Source organism: Streptomyces sp. NPDC091371, assembly GCF_040684275.1.
Classification (GTDB): domain Bacteria; phylum Actinomycetota; class Actinomycetes; order Streptomycetales; family Streptomycetaceae; genus Streptomyces.
On sequence record NZ_JBFBFP010000082.1, the window covers coordinates 1 to 18,625 of the forward strand.

General features: G+C 70.0%; 15 protein-coding genes. 8 read left to right on the forward strand and 7 right to left on the reverse strand.

What is annotated here, in order from left to right:
• The first annotated feature begins 1,385 nt into the window (after window positions 1–1,385).
• From AB0O21_RS39215 to AB0O21_RS39225, 3 genes are all read left to right on the forward strand, one after another.
• A complete protein-coding gene (locus tag AB0O21_RS39215; RefSeq protein WP_365180400.1) occupies window positions 1,386–1,751 on the forward strand; it encodes a DoxX family protein in 366 nt (121 codons plus the stop codon).
• A gap of 571 nt (window positions 1,752–2,322) precedes the next feature.
• Window positions 2,323–3,039, forward strand: coding sequence for a hypothetical protein (locus AB0O21_RS39220; protein WP_365180403.1), 717 nt, complete (start codon window positions 2,323–2,325; stop codon window positions 3,037–3,039).
• On the forward strand, window positions 3,036–3,509 hold the full coding sequence (locus tag AB0O21_RS39225; RefSeq protein WP_365180406.1) for a MarR family transcriptional regulator: 474 nt from the start codon (window positions 3,036–3,038) through the stop codon (window positions 3,507–3,509). Before AB0O21_RS39220 ends, AB0O21_RS39225 begins: the two co-directional genes overlap by 4 nt.
• Before the next feature lie 117 nt (window positions 3,510–3,626).
• On the opposite strand, the gene AB0O21_RS39230 is transcribed toward AB0O21_RS39225, so the two are convergent.
• From AB0O21_RS39230 to AB0O21_RS39255, 6 genes are all read right to left on the reverse strand, one after another.
• A complete protein-coding gene (locus tag AB0O21_RS39230) occupies window positions 3,627–4,181 on the reverse strand; it encodes an XRE family transcriptional regulator (RefSeq protein ID WP_365180408.1) in 555 nt (184 codons plus the stop codon).
• A gap of 6 nt (window positions 4,182–4,187) precedes the next feature.
• On the reverse strand, window positions 4,188–6,614 hold the full coding sequence (locus AB0O21_RS39235; protein ID WP_365180411.1) for a helix-turn-helix domain-containing protein: 2,427 nt from the start codon (window positions 6,612–6,614) through the stop codon (window positions 4,188–4,190).
• Between the two features lie 135 nt (window positions 6,615–6,749).
• Window positions 6,750–7,673 carry a ParB/RepB/Spo0J family partition protein gene (locus AB0O21_RS39240; protein ID WP_365180414.1) on the reverse strand — a complete coding sequence of 308 codons (924 nt, stop codon included), beginning with the start codon at window positions 7,671–7,673 and terminating at the stop codon, window positions 6,750–6,752.
• Window positions 7,670–8,941, reverse strand: a complete 1,272-nt coding sequence (locus AB0O21_RS39245; RefSeq protein ID WP_365180417.1) for a ParA family protein — start codon at window positions 8,939–8,941, stop codon at window positions 7,670–7,672. Before AB0O21_RS39245 ends, AB0O21_RS39240 begins: the two co-directional genes overlap by 4 nt.
• A 123-nt stretch (window positions 8,942–9,064) precedes the next feature.
• Entirely contained in the window at window positions 9,065–9,718 is a 654-nt protein-coding gene (locus AB0O21_RS39250; protein ID WP_365180420.1) for a ScbR family autoregulator-binding transcription factor, read from the reverse strand.
• 130 nt (window positions 9,719–9,848) lie between these two features.
• Entirely contained in the window at window positions 9,849–11,177 is a 1,329-nt protein-coding gene (locus tag AB0O21_RS39255; protein ID WP_365180422.1) for an FAD-dependent monooxygenase, read from the reverse strand.
• A 128-nt stretch (window positions 11,178–11,305) separates the two neighbouring features.
• Between AB0O21_RS39255 and AB0O21_RS39260 the strand changes: the two genes are divergently transcribed.
• On the forward strand, window positions 11,306–12,082 hold the full coding sequence (locus AB0O21_RS39260) for a TetR/AcrR family transcriptional regulator C-terminal domain-containing protein (RefSeq protein WP_365180425.1): 777 nt from the start codon (window positions 11,306–11,308) through the stop codon (window positions 12,080–12,082).
• A 385-nt stretch (window positions 12,083–12,467) separates the two neighbouring features.
• On the forward strand, window positions 12,468–13,334 hold the full coding sequence (locus AB0O21_RS39265; RefSeq protein ID WP_365180427.1) for an AraC family transcriptional regulator: 867 nt from the start codon (window positions 12,468–12,470) through the stop codon (window positions 13,332–13,334).
• A 112-nt stretch (window positions 13,335–13,446) separates the two neighbouring features.
• Here AB0O21_RS39265 and AB0O21_RS39270 read toward each other — a convergent pair whose 3' ends face one another.
• Window positions 13,447–15,339 (reverse strand): acyl-CoA dehydrogenase, encoded by a 1,893-nt coding sequence (locus AB0O21_RS39270; RefSeq protein ID WP_365180430.1) that lies wholly within the window; start codon window positions 15,337–15,339, stop codon window positions 13,447–13,449.
• A gap of 204 nt (window positions 15,340–15,543) precedes the next feature.
• Here AB0O21_RS39270 and AB0O21_RS39275 point away from each other — a divergent pair, with 204 nt between their 5' ends.
• The 3 genes from AB0O21_RS39275 to AB0O21_RS39285 all read left to right on the forward strand — a co-directional run.
• Window positions 15,544–16,242, forward strand: a complete 699-nt coding sequence (locus AB0O21_RS39275) for a ScbR family autoregulator-binding transcription factor (protein ID WP_365180433.1) — start codon at window positions 15,544–15,546, stop codon at window positions 16,240–16,242.
• Window positions 16,243–16,361: 119 nt separating this feature from the next.
• On the forward strand, window positions 16,362–17,591 hold the full coding sequence (locus tag AB0O21_RS39280; protein ID WP_365180436.1) for a cytochrome P450: 1,230 nt from the start codon (window positions 16,362–16,364) through the stop codon (window positions 17,589–17,591).
• A 509-nt stretch (window positions 17,592–18,100) separates the two neighbouring features.
• Window positions 18,101–18,625, forward strand: a 525-nt coding sequence (locus AB0O21_RS39285) for a BTAD domain-containing putative transcriptional regulator (RefSeq protein ID WP_365180439.1), incomplete at its 3' end; no start/stop codon positions are given.

Sequence of the window (18,625 nt, forward strand, 5' to 3'; positions counted from 1 at the left end):
ATCGCGGTGAGCTGCTCGCGCAGCACATCGACGATCTCCACACCCGGAACGGCGGGAACGACGGGAACGACGGGAACGTCAGGAACATCGGTTGGGGCGGGACCCCAAGCGCTGCGCGCTTGGGCAGGGACCCGCCTCGCTGCGCTCGGCGGCGGCCCGCTTCGCGGGCCAGAGCCGCCCCCTTGGGGCGGGACCCCTCCGCTTCGCTCCGGGGTAATGACCCGCCTCGCTGCGCTCGGCGGCGGCCCGCTTCGCGGGCCAGAGCCGCCCTTCGGGCGGGGCCCCTCCGCTTCGCTCCGGGGTAATGACCCGTCTCGCTGCGCTCGGCGGAGGGGCGCTTCGTGCCCCGAAGCGCCCCTCTGGGTCGGCTCCTCCGCTTCGCTCCGGAGCAGGGATCCCCCTCGCTGCGCTCGGCGGCGGCCCGCTTCGCGGGCCAGAGCCGCCTTTTGGGCGGGATCCCCTCCGCTTTGCTCCGGGGCAGAGACCGCCCTCGCTGCGCTTGGGGGAGGGGACTTTGCGCCCCGAAGCAGCCCTTTGGGCTGGGCCCCTCCGCTTCGCTCCGGGGCAGAAACCCGCCTAGCTGCGCTCGGCGGAGGCTCGCTGTGCGAGCCGGAGCCGGCCCTTCGGGCCCGGACCCCCAGTGCTGCGTGCTGGGCAGAGACCGGCCTCGCTGCGCTCGGTGCAGGGCCGCTTCGCGCCCTGAAGCGGCCCTCCGGGCAGACCCCTCCGCTTCGCTCGAGGGCAAAAACTCGCCTAGCTGCGCTCGGCGGGGGCCGCTTCGCGGCCCGAAGCGGCCCCCCGGGCCGACTCCTCCTTCAGCTTCGCTCTGGGACAGGGACCCCCCTTGCTGAGCTCGGTGTAGGCCTACTTCGCGGGCCAGAGCGAGCCTTGGGACGGGACCTCAGGCGCTGAGGGTCTGGGTAGGCCCCCCTTTGCTGTGCTTGAGGGCGGGCTGCTTCGCAGCTCAGAACCCCGCCTTTGGCGGGGGTGTCCTTCGTTTTACTCCGGACATGAAGCGAACCCCTCGCTGGGCTCGGGGGGTTGCTTCGCAGCCCAGTGCGAGCCTTCGGGTGGGGGTCTTTTTTGCTTGGCCTCAGAGAAGAAGCGAACTCTTCCTCGCTGCGCTCGGAGGTGGGCTGCTTCGAAGTTCAGAGCCCTCCTCCGGCAGGGATACCTCTTCTTTGAAGTGGGAGGTGGTCAGCAGGGAACCTCTGCTCACCTCGCTTGAAGGTATGCCTAGGTTCGAGGCCGAGGCCGGCTCAGATTGGGTACATCTTCCGGTTGTTCCAGACAGTGGGGTAGACGTCGCCCTTGCTGAGCTGGGGCGACGGGGTTGCTGTCACGTTGTTGGGGCCTGTCTGGTCATGGAGGTGACATGTCCAGGTGTGGAGGCCGTTGTGTTTGTTGCGTATCTCGTGGTCACGCTGGTGACCTCGGTCGTGAATGGGTTGGCAGCGATCGCCAATTTTGTTGGTCATGACTATCCCAAGAGCCAAGCAGACAAGTTGGGTGTGCCTAGGTCTTGGATGAGGCCTTTGGGTGTGTTGTTGGGTGCAGGGGCGCTGGGGTTGTTGGTGGGGATTGAGGTGCCTGTGGTGGGGGGTCTGGCTGCAGGCGGGCTAATTCTGTACTTCCTGGGTGCCCTTTATGTCCATTTGAGGGTGGGGGACTACCAGCTGAGTGGGTGGGCGGTGTTTTTCTGTTTGCCGGTGGGTTCGTTGGCTTTTGGGTTGGTTGGGGGTGCTTGGTAGCCCGTGGTTGGGGCGTTAACGCCGTTAACGCCGTTAACGGTGGCGGAGTGTTTCAAAGTTTGGGGTGGATAGAGACGGGATTCAGTCACTTTCGGGGGGCGTGGCCGGGGGGTGGTGGGGGGTTGGTTTTGGGTGTTGGGACGTCAGGAAGTGGGGGCTGGGGGCGGGTTGGAGACGGCGTTGAGTACGCGCAGCGCGGCAGGGGACGGCCTATAGAAGGTACGGAGATGCGTTGCCGCAGGTCAGAGGGGGTGCGGGGGGAAAGTTATGTCCCCTCAGAAGGGACATAACTCGGGGGATGTGTCGCTGGTAGGGGGACAGAACGAGCGCAAAACGTCAATGGTACTGACGGTATTTGGGCTAAAACGTCGGGGTGGCTGACGTTTTGCTGGAGATGTGTCCCTGAACTGGTGGGGGGCCGGGTCTGGTTGGGGGCGTGCGGGGGCGGGGGGCTGTGGGGTGGGTGTGGCTGAGATATGTCACCTGTGGGGTTACATAAGACACGCCGAACGTCAACGAGCGTGACACTTGTGTCACCCTTGTTGACATACTCTCTCTGCAGATCAACGAAGTGGAGAGCATCCTCGTGTCATCAGAGCCACAGCGCCGTCGGCCGAGTCCGGCACGCGCTCCGCGTCCTGATCTCCCCGTTGATGACGCGATCTCGGCGTGGAGTCAGCCGCTGGCTCCGGTCAAGGATCTGGACAGTCTCGCCCGGCGCTACCCGAGCCGGAAGCTGACGCTGGACGGAGAACGCAAGCCGCTGGAGTTCTACGGGACTCAAAGTCAGCCAAACGCGTTTTCGATGGACAGCCTCGAGTTCTTCCTGGTGATCGCGCAGTACTTCCGGGAAGCATTGCCGTTGAGGCTGATCCTGCTGCTGATCGCGTGCCAGCGAGCGGGGGGGCGGATTCCTCTTACTCAGGAGGAGATGGCTACGATCCTGGACGTCAGCCGGACAAAGACGTCGGAGGCGCTGCACACCGTCATGTCTCATGGGATCGTCTTCAAGGTGCGGCGGGGTGTGTACCAGTTCAACCCGCCCTACAGTTACCGGGTGGCTGAGTTCATCCCGGGTACGGAGATGACGGGTGAGTTCGTGAAGGTGGAGCAGCACAGCACCATCTCGCAGATTCGTAGCGATACGAGCCTGCCTGATCTGGTGCGCTTCCCGTCGCTGGATCACATGCGTCAGGCCATCGCGGAACTGCGGGCCGAACGGGCCAAAGAGCGCGCTGCACGTCGGCTGAGCCGATCGAAGCGCACGGAAGAAGGGACAGCTCAGTGAGCACCTTGCGATTCGCTGCGGTCAACGCCGACGGGCTTCTCTCCGACCTCGACCTCCCGCCTGCGGCCTACCGTGTGCTGCTGAAGCTGCGTTCGCTGAGCGAGCCCGGCGGGCGGATCCTCATCGACCAGGCCACCGTGGGCGGGCTGCTGGAGCTGAGCCGGCCGAGCGTCAATGCCGCGCTGCGGAGCCTGGAGCTCGCGAAGCTGGTGCGGAAGGTTCGCAATGGGGTGTATCAGATCAACCCCATGCTGGCCGGGTACAACTCCTTCGAGGATGCCGTCGCGGCGGTGAATGAGATGGCTGCCGAGGAGCGGCTCGACGCGCGGGGCTATGTCGCCAGCTACCACCAGGCGGTGGCGGAGTATCAGGACCAGCTGGCCGAGCAGCGGAAGAAGCGGGCCGCGCAGGCGGCCGCGAAGAAGGCTGCGGAGTCGAAGCGGCGCAGGACGTTGCACGCCGTGGGGTGATGTGGGCTCGTGGCGGCCTTGTGGGGCTGCTGGAGGGTGTTGGAGGGTCCCGGGGATATCCCGGGACCCTTTTGGGTTTTCAGGGGTTCTGAGGGGGTGTTGTGGGGGTGAGGGTCTTTAGAACGCGAAGTCCACGTAGTCGATGTCTGTGAACTCGACCAGGAGGCTCGTGGCGCGGGCGCCGTTGTCCTTGAAGTAGATCTCCTGGAGGCCTTCGGCCGCGATCTGGCGGAGTTGGGACTCGGCGGCGCCGGCGTCCTGGGCGGCGAACAGACGGGCCGCGTACTCCGGGGGGAGGTGCTGGGTGATGCGGCGCATGCGGCCGTCGTCGGTGGTGCCGGGGGCCGCGGTGAAGCCGAAGCGGGCGCGGGTCTCGATGACGAGGCCGGTGGTGCGGGCCGCCTTGTCGCGGGCGCGCTTGCGGACGAGGGGCTGCCAGCGGCGGCGTACCTCGGCTTCGAGGCGGGCGGCGAGGGCCGGTTTGGGCTGCTTGATTTGGTTTTTGATGTAGCGCTCGACCGTGCGTTGGGAGATGTTGAGGGCTGCCGCTACTGATTTGGTTGATTTGAGCTGTTTGAGGAGGTAGCGCATCTGGGCGCCCGCTGACTTGGGGATGGGGCGGGTGAAGTGCTGTTCGTCGGCCCTGGTCAGGCTGTCTGAGATGTCGGACATTGGACGTTACTCGCCGTCTGCTGCTGCGTCGTGGCCCTTGATGTGGCGGGCGGGGTTGAGGTGTTCGTCGAGCAGCTGCACGGCCCAGAGGAGGGGCTGGGTGCCTTCGTGCTTGACCATGCCGGGGCTTACGCCGAGGCGGAAGCCGCCGGGGAGGGGCTTGCCCTCGGGGGTGTGGGGGAGGAAGTCGAGGGGGCTGGGGCCGTCGGAGAGGTACACCGCGCAGTCGGAGAGGACTGCGATGGGGTAGAGGCCCGCTGCTGTGGCGAGCTTCTGCATTTTGCGGTGCATGTTCACGCGGGCCGTGGAGATGACGGCGGCGCGGATGTCGGGGCGCCAGGTGGGGCGTTCGAGTGCGGGCCAGGCTTCGCCGGGGCGGTAGGCGGCGCCCTGGGGGCGTTCGCGGAGCTTGCCGATGCCGCCCTTGACCGTGGACTTGATGGCGGAGAGGACGGCTGTGGTGGTGGGGTCGTTGTCTTTGTGGGTGGACATTGCGGTGAGGAAGTCGGGTTCGGAGAGCGACGGGGTGACGCCCAGGTCGGCCATCGTGGCCATGTAGGCGTCGCGGAGGCGGGTGTACCAGGCGTCGAGGTACGGGCCGTGGTCCTGGCGGATCCAGGCCTCGGTGGGGCGGACGTCGTGGCCGAGCTCCTGCGCGTAGGCGAGGGTCGGGGTGGCGTACCAGGCGGGGCCGGTCGGGGGCCTGCCGGTGGGGGTGAACGGGCTGGGGAGGCGGGGGTCGAGGGAGAGGGTGGACAGGTCCGCGAGCCAGCAGCCGGGGGTCTTGGGGTCGAAGCGGGGCGTGGTGGTGTGGGTGGCGGGGCCGAGGCCGACCGGGAGGCGGTTGGCGGCGGCGGCGAAGGCCATGTTCACGTCGATGCCGACGGCGTGGGTGCGGGCGCACTCGGCGTCGGTGAGGAGCTCCGGGTCGCGGATCCAGTCGTAGGCCTCTTCGTCGAGGACCTGGTCCGGGGTGCGCTGGTGGGAGCGGGGGTAGAGGGCGGCGACGACCGGGTGCTCGTCGGGGGCCTCGGGAGGTGCGGGCTCGACGGCGCGGGTGAGGGAGCCGGGGACGGGCGCGGACTCCCAGGTGTTGGTCTCGGGGTTGCGGGCGGCGCGGGTGGGCGGGCGCAGGGCCGTCATGAGTTCGAGGCCGGTGACCGCGGTGGAGCCGCGGGGGGTGAGGACGCGGGTGGCGTAGGTCGTGAGGAGCGCGGCGAGTTCCGGGGCGGGGAGGGCGGCGGTGTCCTCGCCCCAGGCGCGGGGGTCCAGGGCGCCCCAGGGGAGGATCGCGAGCTGGACGCACTGGCGGCCGGTGGTGGGGGTGGCCGGGCGGTAGATGCGGGGCCAGGGGCCGAAGCCGCGGCGGGTCAGCTGCCATTTGCTCTTGGCGAGGCGGCGGAGGGTGGGGTGGTTGTCGGGGAGGCGGAGGGCGCGGCGGTCCTCGAGGGTCGGGGGGAGGCCGAGCCGTTCCACGGCGGAGGCGGTGAGGACGAGGAGGGGGTCGCCGTCGCGGCCGTTGCGGTGGAGGCGGGGGGAGCGGAGGTTCGCCTCGGTCAGGGCCCAGGTGAGGAGGGTGGGGAGGTCGATGGTGGTGGTGGTGGCCGTGGGGTGGTCTAGGACGAGGCCGGCGGCGGCGTAGGCGTGGCCGGTGCCGTCCAGGACGGCTAGGGGGCCGTTTCCTTCCAGGGGGCCGGGGTGGGGGGGCCGGGGGGAGCGGGGGGTGGGGGCCTGTGCCTGTGCCTGGGGGGTGGGGGCCTGCGGCGCTGTTCCCCTACCCGCCCCTTCCCGAAACTGGGGCTCCGCCCCAGACCCCGGGTGGGGGTGCGGCTGGGGGGAGGTGGCTGCGGGGTGGGTGGGGGTGTGGGGCTGGGGGGCGTTAACGCCGTTAACGGCGTTAACGGGCGTGGGGTGGGCGGGCTGCGGCTCGGCGGTGTGGTGGGGGGTGGGCTGGGCCGCGGGGATGGGGGCGTGGGGGAGTGGTCCTGGGGCTGTGTTGGGTTGCGGGGCTGTGCCGGGGTGGGGCTGCGGCTCCGGGGCCGGGGCCGGGTGGGGCTGCGCGGCTGTGCCGGGGTGCGGCTTCGGGGCCGGGTGGGGCTGGGGGGTGGGTGCGGCCGTTGTGGACGGGGCTTGGGGTTCCGGCGTGGGGGTGGGGGCGGCGTTAACGGCGTTAATGGGGTGGAGGGTGGCCAGGCCTTCCAGGAGGCGGGCGTAGGCGGCTCGCTTGGGGGGGCGGGGGGCGGTGCGGCCGATTTCCCAGGAGGTGACCGTTTCGCGGCGTACGGACAGGGCCTTCGCGATCTGGTCCTGGCTCAGGCCGGCGGCCTCGCGGAGGCGCTTGCGCTCGTCCGGGTGCGGGAGCGCGTCCTTGGCGGCTGCTTCTTCCAGCAGGGCGTCGACCGCTGCGAAGAGGCTCTCTTGTTCGTTGGGCATCGGTACCTCCGAGGGCAGCCTATGTGAAACGCACTGCTGAACGCACATGAAACGCACGTGGGGGCGTTAACGGCGTTAACGGTGGCAGTGGCGTTAGCGGCGTTAATGCCCCCGGCGTGGGTGCGCGTCCCCGGGTCAGATGCGCAGCATCAGGAGCTCCGTGACGGCCTTGAGGTCGTCCGGGGTGAGGTGTGCGGTGAGGGCGTCCGCGATGGTTTCCGGGGAGTTCGTGGAGATGGTGATGCGGGGGGAGGCGGCGGGTGTGGGGGGTGTGGGGGGAGGGGTGGTGGGCGTGGGGGCGTTAACGGCGTTAACGCCGTTAACGGGGTGGGTGCGTTGGCGGGGAGGGTTGGGGGTGTTGAGGGACTCGTCCGCGGCTGCTTCCTGGGCCTCCTGGGGGAGGCGGCCGATGCGGCGGGCCGGTTCCACCTTGAGTTCGCCCGATTCCACCTTGTCCTGGAGGGCGGGGGTGAGGTTCAGGAGGGCCAGGCGCTGGGAGACCCAGGCGCCCGTCTTGCCGAGGCGCTTGGCGACCTGGGCCTGGGAGCCGTGTACGTCGACGAGCTCCTGGAGGGCGCGGGCCTGGTCCATGGGGGCCACGTCGACCCGGTGGACGTTGGCGATCAGGGCCGATTCCAGGATGTCCGAGGAGGAGGCCGAGAGGGCGTCGTTGACGTGGATGTGCATGGTCTTGAGGCCGGCCAGGTGGGCCGCTGCCAGGCGGCGGTTGCCGTCGATGACGACGTACGGGGCACGGCCCAGCCCGTCGGTGGCGCCCGGGTGGGCCTCCATGAAGGCCATGCGGGTGGCGACCGCGAGGGGCTGGAGCTGGCCCCGGGAGGTGAGGGAGGCCGCCAGTTCATCGAGTTCCGTGAGGTCTTCGCGGAGGTTGAAGGGATTGTGGGCGAGGGCCTCGATGGGGACCTCGGAGGGGGGGACCACTCCGGAGGTGGGCGCGCCCGTGGCTTCGGCGATGGCCGCTCGGCGGGAGCTGACGCCGACGGGCTGGGCTCGGGCGAAGGATGCCGAGACGCCGAGTTTGTCTGCCTTGCTGCTCATGAGATCTCCCGGGCCAGGGCGCGGAGGGCGACCGCTTGGTCGCCGTTGGGGGCGTAGACGAAGAGGGGTTGTTTCACGCGGACCGCTTCGCGCTGTTCCTTGAGGTCGGGGACCACGGCGACGACGCGGGGATCCTTTATGTCCATCCACGCTTGGAGGGACGAGGTCGCGATGTAGCCGCGGCGGCCGTCGTAGAGGTTGACGACGAGGCCCAGGTAGTCGATGTCCAGGGCGAGGTCGTCGCGGAGGTCGTTGATCTGCGAGGTGAGCAGGTCGTACGCGTCCGCGGAGGAGTCCTCTGCCTGTACGACGATCAGCGCGCCGGAGGCGCCGGGCTGTTCGGCGCTGCGGCGGCGGCCGTAGTAGATGGCCGCGTCCATGCTCAGGCCGAGGCTCGGAGGGCAGTCGACCAGGATGACGTCGTAGTCGGACTCGACCGGGGCGAGGGCCCGTTCGAGGGCGGCTTCGCGGGCGCGGACGGTGGAGAGGCGGACGTCGAGGAGGAAGGCGTCCGTGCAGGCGGGGAGCAGGTGGAGGCGGTCTCCGAACCGGTCGTGCTCGATGGGCGCGATCAGGTCCTTGAGGGGGCCCTTGGCCTCGCCGGCCATGTGGCAGGTGAGGCTGTCGCCGCCGATGGGCAGCGGCTGCTGACCGAGCTGCTTGGTGAGGTGGCCCTGGGGGTCGAAGTCGACCAGCAGGACGCGCATGCCCAGGCCGGGGAGGTCCTCCAGGTCCAGGGGGCTGGAGTCGGCGGTGCCTGTGGTGTGCGGCGTGTGGTCGGTCTCGGGGGATGAGAGTCGGGCCAGTTGGCGGGCGACGCGGACCGGGTGGAGGGCCGACGGGTCCTCGGCGAGGGCCTCGGCCGTGCCGGCGGTGACGGCGGTCTTGCCGACTCCGCCCTTCTGGTTGCACACGATGATGCGGCGGACCACGGAGGGGCGCTTGACGGTGGGGGCCGGGTTCAGCTCCAGCCAGAGGCGGACCGCCTGGGCGAGTCCCTGGATGAGGGAGACGCCGCGGTCCTTGGAGTCGGCGCGGAAGGACTCCCACTGGCCGGCGGGCAGCCAGGTGGAGAACGATTCGGCGCCGGAGGTGTCGACGGGGGAGGGGGCGGAGGCGAGTGCGCTCCAGTGGGCGATCCCCTGGTGGACGGCGTCCTGGATGTCCACCCGCAGTTGGGCGGTGCGGATTTTCAACTCCTGGCGCAGCCACGGGGGGAGCTTGGAGACGACCTTCTCTCGGTCGCTCTGAGACGAGGGCGAAGTCATGAGAGGGACTTTACTAACGTTCCAGGGTGTTCGTGGGCGCCACGCTTGAGTTTTGCTAACGAAGTGGGAGGGAGAGGGCTGAGGGGAGGGTCAGGGTTCCGAGGGGGCGCCCTGGATCCTTCGTCAGGCCGGTGAGGGAAGTCCGAGTTCGGCCCGGCACTCGGGCGAGCCCGCCGGGGCGAAGCGGGGGATGCGGCTCGCGGGCACGATCCCCGGGAGGAGGAAGTCCCACAGGTCGGTGATCCGGGTGTGCAGGTCCTCGCGGTGGGTGCGGACGTGCGAGGTGACCTGGATGCCGGTGAACGATCCGACGAGGAAGACCGCGAGGTCGTCGACGTCGAGCGATGGCAGGACGTCGCCGCGGGCCTGGGCCGGCGTCAGACAGTTGCGGCAGGTCTCGATCCAGGTGTTGTACGGGGACGGGTCCGGGTCGGTGAAGGAGCCGAACTCGATGACGAGGCGGATGGCGGCGCGGACGCGGACGTTGCCGCGCAGCCCGAAGGCCATCTGGTGGGAGAGGTCGATGACCGTCTGCAGGCCGGGGTCCTCGAGGGCGGGCACGTCGGCGGAGATCTGGAACTGCTCGTCCACCAGGGTGCGGGCGAGGGCTTCCTTGGACGGGAAGTGGAAGTAGAGGGCGCCCTTGGTGACTCCGGCGTGCCGGACGACCTCGCTGAGGCTGGTGCCGCCGAAGCCGGCGGCGTCGAAGGCGATGGCCGCGCCGTCGAGGATGGCCTGCCGGGTGATCTCGGCCCGCTGCTGCTTGACCCTCGCCACGTGTGCCCCCTGGTTGCCGGCCGCCTGTCCGCGCGTGATCGCTGCGGAGTGTGGCGTCAATCTAGGCAGGTCGCGGTGAAAAAACCAGTCGACCAGTACGTTTTGGTGGGCGTTAACGCCGTTAACGCCGTTAACGGTGGAGTGTGCTCGGGCAGTGGGTGGGGGCGTCGGCGTTAACGGCGTTAACGCCGTTAACGGTGTCGGCGGTTGTTCCGCGGGTCGGGGCGGGGGTTGTCGCGTAGGCGGGGAGGGGGAGCGTGGACGTTTCCTCGCCTGCCTTCAGCATCCAGGCGAGGATGCGGCGGCGGCTGAGCAGGCCGTTGCGCAGGCGCAGGCCGAGGGGGGAGGCCGGGGCGAGGAAGTGACCCGTACGGCTGCCGTTTTTCTGGCAGCCCTGGGCGTAGGGGCGTAGCAGGGATTCGTAGCGGGCGAAGGCGCCCTGGTGGTCCTCGGGGGAGCGGGAGAGTTCGCCCGCCAGGACGTACGCCGCCACGATTCCGGTGCCGGTGCCCATGCCGCCGATGGTCGCGCCGCAGGCGGCGTCGCCGAGGAGGGCGATCCGGCCGGACGACCAGGAGGGCACGTCGGCGCGGCTGATGGAGTCGAAGTAGAGGTCGTCGGCGGAGGCGAGGGAGCGGAGGAGGTGCTCCACCTGCCAGGGGAGGCCGGTGAAGGCCTCGCGTAGGAGTTGTTTTTGGGTCTTGGCGTCGCGGCGGTCGTGGCCGGGCTCGGGGGAGGCGAAGACGAAGAAGGCGCGGGCGCGGGTGGGGTCGGTGTGGTCGGCGCCGACGCTGGCGAGGCGGCCGGGGGCGTTGTGGCCGAGGGAGCCGGCGCCGGGGCGGAGGTTCAGGTCGTTGGGGAGGCTCCAACTGGCGGCGTAGTAGCCGAGGTGGGTGAGGTGGTCGGCCTCCGGGCCGAAGGTGAGGCGGCGGACGGTGGAGTGGATGCCGTCGGCGCCGATGACGAGGTCGAAGGTGCGGGGTGGGGCGTGGCGGAAGGTGACGTCCACGCCGGTCGCGGTTTCGGTGAGGGAGGTGACGGAGTCTCCGAAGACGTACTCGGTGGAGGGGAGGGAGGCCTCGTAGAGGACGCGGGAGAGGTCGCCGCGCAGGACCTCGATGTCCCCGCCGGCGAACTCGGCGGGGAGGTGGAGCACCGGTTCGCCGTGGGCGTCGACGAAGGTCATGGGGGAGCCGCCGGTTTGGAGGCGGCGGAGGTCGTCGACGATGCCCATCTGGTGGAGGACGGAGAGGTGGGTCTCGCCGCGGAAGTCGACGGCCTGGCCGCCGGGGCGGAGGGCGGGGGCGAGTTCGACGACGGTGGGGCGGAAGTCGCCGTGGCGGGTGAGCCAGTGGGCGAGGGCGGGGCCGGCGATGCCGGCGCCGGAGATGAGGACGGTGCGAGTGTTCCGGTGCGGGTGCGGGTGCGGGTGCGGGTGCGGGTGCTGGTGCTGGTGCATGGGGGCTCCTGTTGCTGCTTTGGGTGCGGCGGCGTTAACGGCGTTAACGCCGTTAATTGTGTCCGGCGGATACTGAATCGATACCGTGTACGGTAGACGCAGTTTTAGTGCGAGCGCAAGGGGTTCCGATGACGAATGACCAGTGGGGCGCGGCCGTGCGGTTGTTGTGGGGGCCCCGGCCGCCGGAGAAGCCGGCGCGGGGGCCGCGGCGTGGGCTCACGCTGGAGGGGATCGCCCTGGCAGGGGTGGGGATCGCCGATGCGGAGGGGCTGGGCGGCGTATCGATGCAGCGGGTGGCCGGGGAACTCGCGGTCACGAAGATGGCGCTGTACCGGTACGTGCCGGGCAAGGCGGAGCTGGTCGCGCTGATGGTGGAGGCGGCGATGCCGGAGCCGGGGGCGGGGGCGCCCCGCGGGGCGGGCGTTGCAGCCGGTGGCGCGTGGCGGGAGCGGCTCGGGGCCTGGGCGCGGGAGTTGCTGGAGGGGTTCCGGCGGCATCCGTGGCTGCTGGAGGCGACGGTGGGGGCGCGGGTGATGGGGCCGCGGGAGTTGGGGTGGATGGAGCGGGCGCTGGCCGCGCTGGACGGGTGCGGGCTGAGCGGGGCCGAGGCGATGGACGCGGTGGTGCTGGTGTCCGGGCACGTGCGGGGGATCGCGGAGCAGGAGCGGGCGGCCGGGCGTACGGCGGGTGCCGATGGGGAGGGGGCCGGTGGGGGGCCGGATGCGCAGCTCGCGGTGATGCTGGGCGAGGTGATGCGGGTGCACGGGGCGGAGTTTCCGGCGCTCGGGGCCGCGTTGGCCTCGGTGGCGGAGCACGGGGGGCAGGACCAGGCGCTTGAGTTCGGGCTGGAGCGGATCCTGGACGGGCTGGGGTTGTTGGTGGACCGGCGGGTGGGCGGGCGTTAACGGCGTTAACGGCGTTAACGGTTGGCTGGGCGTTGCCCGTACCAGTGCGGCGCCGTTGCCGGGGGCTCTGCCCCCGGACCCCCGGGCCTCAAACGCCGGCGGGGCTGAGATTGCCCTGCGGGCAATCCAGCCCCGTCTGGGGGCGAGGGTGCGTTACACGCGACCAACCGTTAACGGCGTTAACGGTTGGCTGGGTGTAGCCCGTACCAGTGCGGCGCCGTTGCCGGGGGCTCTGCCCCCGGACCCCCGCGCCTCAAACGCCGGCGGGGCTGGGCGGGGAGGGGACGCTTGCTGGGTGTGACCGACTTGATCGGGCACAGGATGTCGGGTCCCGCGGGGGTGGTGCTGCCTAGCGTGGTGGTCGTCAAGAGGAAGGGGACCGGGCGTGTTGGAGCGGCTGAACCAGGCCATGGAGCACATCGAGCGCCATCTCGACCAGGACATCGACGTGGCAGAGCTGGCACGCATCGCGGCCACCTCGGAGTACCACCTGCGCCGGATGTTCTCCGCGCTCGCCGGCATTCCGCTGTCGGAGTACGTCCGGCGCCGTCGGCTCACGCTCGCGGGTGCCGAGGTACTCGTGGGGCGGGAGGCGCTGCTGGAGATCGCGGTGCGCTACGGCTACGGCTCCGGCGAGGCGTTCGCGCGGGCGTTCCGTGCCATGCACGGCATCGGACCGGGCGAGGCCCGGCGTACCGGAGCCGTGCTCAGCTCCCAGTCCCGGATGGCCTTCCGCCTCACCATCGAAGGGAGCAGCAACATGCGATACCGCGTTGTCGACAAGGCGGACTTCACCGTCGTCGGGTTCAAGACCCGGATACCGCTGGTACACGCGGGGCCGAACCAGGCGATCGCGGACTTCGTCCGCGGGATCGATCCGCAGACACTGGAGCGGCTGGAGAAGCTGTCGGACCAGGAGCCGTACGGCATCGTCGCGGTCTGCGACGACCTGGACCCCAGCCGCGCCGAAGGCACCGAACTCGACTACCACCACGGCGTGGTCACTTCCGCGGCCGCGCCCGAGGGGACGTCCGCGCTGGCCGTCCCGGCCGGCACCTGGGCGGTCTTCACCACGTCCGGGCCCGCGCCGCAGGCCATCCAGGAACTGTGGCGGGACGTCTTCACCGAGTGGTTCCCGTCGAACCCGTACCGCAGCCGCACCGGCCCCGAGATCCTGCGCACCCGCCTGTCGCCCGACAAGACCGAGGCCGACGCCGAACTGTGGCTCCCGGTGGAGGCTGAGAACGGGTGAAATGAGCCCGCCCCACCGTTAACGGCGTTAACGGCGTTAACGGTGGGGCGGGGCTGGGGGCCCGGTCGGGGCGCGAGTGGCGGGTCGGCGGCGCAGCTCGCGGCGGGCGCGGTCAGGAGGCCGCGTTCTCCCGGTGGTGGGCGAGGTAGTCGTCGTTGGCGATGGGGACGGCGGCGAGGAACTCGTCCGGCAGGTCGAAGGCGTCCACCAGGGTCATCATGTGCGGGGCGAGCTCCGCGATGACCGTGTCGATCGTGCGGTGCAGCCCGCGTACGTGCTGCGCCGTGAGCTGCTGTTCCGCGAGCAGGTCTCCGGTGTGTTCGCGGAGGTGCTGGAGGAGGAACAGTCGGCACAGGTTCTTGAGGAGCCGGCGGGTCGCCGGGTCCGTCGTCTGCTCGGCCGCGGTGAGGAAGGAGTCGGCCGCCTGGCGGCGGGCGTGGGCGGAGACCATTTCCAGGCCGGCGCCCGAGGTCTCGTTCCAGCGGCCGATCGGGTCTCCGGAGGGGCCTTGGCGCAGCGCGACGCGGGCGCGTGTCTGCCAGGTCTGTTCGACGGAGGCCAGCAGGTCGCGGAGGAAGTTCAGGTCCGTCAGCTCGCGTTCGGCGGGCGGCCGGGTGCCCGCGCTGGTTGTGTCCACCTTGTGCCCGAAGACCATCTCGGCGGCGGCCTTGACCCAGATGACGAGGTTGTCGCCTTCCGCGGTGATCCCGCCCTCGATGTTCCCGGGCAGTTCCGAGATCCTGTTGATGGGGAACAGGGCCTGCGCGCCGCAGCGTTCCCGGCACTCGGTCGTGATGTCCCGGGCCTGCCAGGTGATCCAGCCCTTGGCCACGGCTACCAGGCGCTCCACTTCTTCCCGCTCGTCGTCGTTGTCGGTCGAGATGAAGCGGTCGACCACGGAGCGGTGCAGGAAGGTCATGGCGTACGCGTTCGCGAGCGCGTGCAGCAGCCGGGCGTGGTGGCTGCGGTGGGCGGTCAGGGGGATGCGCTGGCCGCTCTTCGGTCCGCCGATGTGCCGGTGGTGCGAGTAGCGCACCGCGATGGTCAGTGCGGCCCGGGCCATGCCCAGGGTGCCGGCGCTCATGCAGAGCTTGCCCATGGTGACGCGGCTGACGGAGCGCAGGAAACGCTTGCGCCGGTTGCCCAGGTCGCTGGTGAGCGTGCCGTCCTTGTCCAGCCGGCCGTGGTCGGCTTCGAGCATGGCCTCACGTGGAAGCCATACGTGGTCGAAGGCGGTGAGGCAGTGGTCGACGGGGGTGCCCGTACGGTGCGGCAGCGGGCGCACGCGGACCCCGGGCAGGTGCCCCTCGTGGTCGCTCAGCGGGGTCAGGAAGAGGAAGATGCCCTGGTCCTCGTCGTCGACCAGGAGGCGCGCGGCCACCACGGCGCTCTTCGGGCCGCCGATCAGGCTCGTGTTGGGCATGAACTTCTGTGCGCCCGTGGTGGGAGTGTTCAGAATGAACCCGCCGGTCGCACGGTCGAAGACGGCGACGGTCTGCAGTGAGGCGACGTCGTTGCCGTGTTCCAGCTCGGTGCACAGGAAGGTCCCGATGCGCTGCATCGACGTGAAGCTGGAGAGGTCCCGCCGGTAGCCGTCGTGGTCGAGCAGGCTGCCGATGAAGAGGTTGTAGTGGATGCTCGCCAGGGTGCACAGGCCGCCGTCCACGAATCCGGCCCACTCGTGGAGCCCGGCGAGCCGGCGTGCGTCGTACGTCAGCGCCCCGGCGTTGTCGACCACGCTGTTGACCAGGCGCAGGCGGTCGTAGGAGAGCGCCGTGCGCTCGCTCGGGGTCAGGCCCGGACGGTAGGAGAAGGTCTTGCTGCCGACGAGTCTGCGCCAGTCGCCGTGGACCCGGTCGCGGTCCTCCCGGTCGAAGAGCAGGCGGGTCAGCTCGCCGGCGGCCGTCTGAGCGGGTAAGGCGTCAGGATCGGTGGAGCATCGGTCGGGCCCCCCGGCCTTGCTGACCTCGATTGATTCCGTGCGCTTGAGCGTGAGTGCGAACATCGGACCATCCCCTGGTAGGAACCGAAGTGCAGGTAGCGCGCGGCATGAAGATATGTACCAACCGGTTTTCTTTGCAAGGGGTAGCTGGTTGCAAAACCGGTGGTCTGGTTTATTCTTTGAATGTGGACGCTAGTGCGCCACTTGAGTACGACAGAGTGCGCACCGATCGGTCCGCACCTGGCCCGAGTGGCAGCGGAGGAGTCCATGGCACGGCAAGAGCGAGCCATCCGTACGCGACAGAAGATCCTGTTCGCGGCGGCTGAGCTGTTCGACGAGGTCGGGTTCGAGGCCGCGACGATCTCCGAGGTGCTCAAGAAGTCCGGAGTGACCAAGGGCGCGCTCTACTTCCACTTCACCTCCAAGGAAGAACTCGCCCAGGAAGTGCTGGTCGGACAGGTGGGAGCACTGCCGCCGGTTCCGGAGCAGGAGCTGATGCTCCAGCAGAGCCTGGACGAGGCGCTGGTCCTCGCCCACCTGCTGCGCCTGGGCGACCCGATGGTGCGGGGGAGCGTACGGCTCACCGTGGACCAGGGATCCCCGCTCGACGGCCTGAACCGCCAGATCCCCATGCAGGGGTGGAACGACCACAACACGTCGGTGCTCGCCCGCGCCAAGGAGAACGGGGAGCTGCTTCCGAACGTCGACATCGAGTCCACCGCCAAGATGTTCACCGGCAGCTTCACCGGTGTCCAGGTGCTTTCCAAGATCATGACCGGGCACGCGGACATGGTGGAGCGGGTGACGGACCTGATGCGGACCCTGCTGACGGCCATCGCCATGCCCGGCGTGCTGGTACGCCTCGATTTCGCCCCGGACCGGGCGGAGCGGGTGTACGAGGCGGCCGTCAAGCTGCGTGACGCGAAGGCCGAGGCGGAAGCCGCGGCCGCGGCCCCGGTGGAGTGACCGCGGTGGAGTGAATCCGTTCCGGCGGTCCGTCGGAACGCGGGAGGGCACGGCCTCCTCGGTGCGCGTGGGTGTGGTGGGGCACGGAAATCCGATGACCAACCGAACGGAGTGCACAGATGGAGATGTCTGCTTGCTTGTACGTGCTGGACGTGGAAGGACGTGACATCGCGGGTGAGGCCGCGATGCTGCGGGAGCGGGAACCCGCGGTCGAGGTGGAGCTCCCGGGCGGGATCCGGGCCTGGGCCGTCGTACGCCAGGAGTACGTCGAGCAGTTGCTGCTCGACCCGCGGGTGTCCAAGGACGCCCGGCAGCACTGGCCCGAGTTCGTCGAAGGGCGGATCACGCCCGAGTGGCCGCTCTACCCGTGGGTGGCGAACGAGAACATGCTGTTCGCCTACGGGCAGCAGCACGCGCGGCTGCGCCGGCTGATCGCGGGAGCCTTCACCGCGCGGCGGGCGGCGGCCCTGCGGCCCCGCGTCGAGGAAGTGGCGGCCGAGCTGCTCGACGGCCTGGACTCCGTACCGGCGGGGCAGTCGGTGGAGTTGCGTTCCGTATTCGTGGAACAGCTTCCCCTGCAGGTGATCCGCGAGCTGTTCGGACTCGAGCGGGGGGCGGAATGGGACGCCCTGTCCGCCTCCCTGCGCACCGTGTTCAGCACCACGGTCCCGGCCCGGGAGATGGAGTCGGCGCGCACGACGGCCTTCGGGCTGCTGGCCGGGCACGTGGCCGCCAAGCGGGCCGAGCCCGGAGACGACCTGACGTCCTCCCTGATCGGCGTCCGCGACAACGGCGAGGGGCTCACCGAGACCGAACTGCTCGGCACCCTCTTCCTGCTGATCGCGGCCGGCCAGGACACCACGGCAACGCTGATCACCAACGCCCTGGGCGCGCTGCTGTCCCGTCCCGAGCAGCTCGCGCACGTCCGGGAAGGCCGTGCCACCTGGGACGACGTCGTCGCCGAGACCATGCGGCTGCACAGCCCCGCCACCTACTCGCCCATGCGCTTCGCGGTGGAGGACATCGACCTGGACGGGGTCAAGATCGCGCAGGGCGACCCCATCCTCGTCTCCTTCGCGGCCGGCGGCCGCGACCCGGAGCGCCACGGGGCGGACGCGGCGGAGTTCGACCTGCTGCGCACCGGGCACGACACCCTGGGCTTCGGGCACGGCGTGCACCGCTGCCTGGGCGCTCCGCTGGCGGTGGTGGAGGCCACCACCGCCCTCGCCGGGATATTCGCGCGCTATCCGGAGATGGCCCTGGCGCGCCCGGTGGAGGAGCTGGCACCGCTGCCCACCTTCCTGCTGAACGGCTACGGCTCCCTTCCGGTGGTGCTGCGGCCCGCTTGAGCGCACGAGCAGGGCCGGAAGGGCTCCGCGGCGGACCGGCCGCGGAGCCCTTCCGCGTGTGCGGACCAGACCTTTTCGGCGGTTTCGTGCACGGTTCGGCGGCTCGGCCGGGGCTCGTGGGGGGCGAGATTCTGGGCGGGCTGGTGGGTTCGAGCGGGTGGGCCGGCGGGGCGCGGGGCGTCTGGTGCGGCCGTTGGCACTGGGGTGGGTGTGTCTCGGTACCGCCGATCGCGGGTCCTGTGGGGTGCGTGGGGCAGGCGTAGCGGACCGATCTGGCTGTTTGTGGAGCGGTTGGTTGGGTGTCTCACGTGCTTGTTGAGGGAGGCTCGAGGTGCTTCGGGGCGCGTTGAGGATCTTGGGGTTGTATGTGAAATGGCAGGTCAGGGTGTGGTTTTGGTGGATTTTGAGGCTCGGTTGGCGGTGAAACGGCGGTTGTGGTCTGTTATTGACAAACCGGCGGTCCTGTTTTCTACTGGCCGTGCGACTCACCAAGGACAGGGGAGCACGGCGTGGACATAGATGTACTGGGCCCGTTGGCGGTACGGGAGAACGGCTTCTCCGTCACACCGACCGCCCCCAAGCCCCGGCGGGTCCTGGCGCTCCTCGCCCTCCATGCCGATCAGGTGGTGCCCGTATCGGCACTGATCGAGGAGCTGTGGGCGGGCACCCCGCCGCGGACGGCGCGCACGACGCTCCAGACGTACGTCCTGCAGGTACGCGCGCTCATCGCGACCGCCTTGGAACGGAGCCCGGCCGGCGAGGGCGCGCGGCGTACGGCCAAGGACGTGCTCGTCACGCTGCCCGGCGGCTACCTGCTGAACAGCGGCGGCGGGACCCTCGACGTGCGGGAGTTCGACCGCCTCGCCGGCACCGGCTACCGGGCCATGGACGCCGGAGACTTCCCCGGTGCGGCGCGGCTGCTGCGCGAGGCCCTTGCCCTGTGGTCGGGTCCGGCGTTCGCGGATGTGCAGGGCGGGATCCAGTTGGACATGGAGACGCGGCGGTTGGAGGAGACGCGGTTGTGTGCGCTGGAT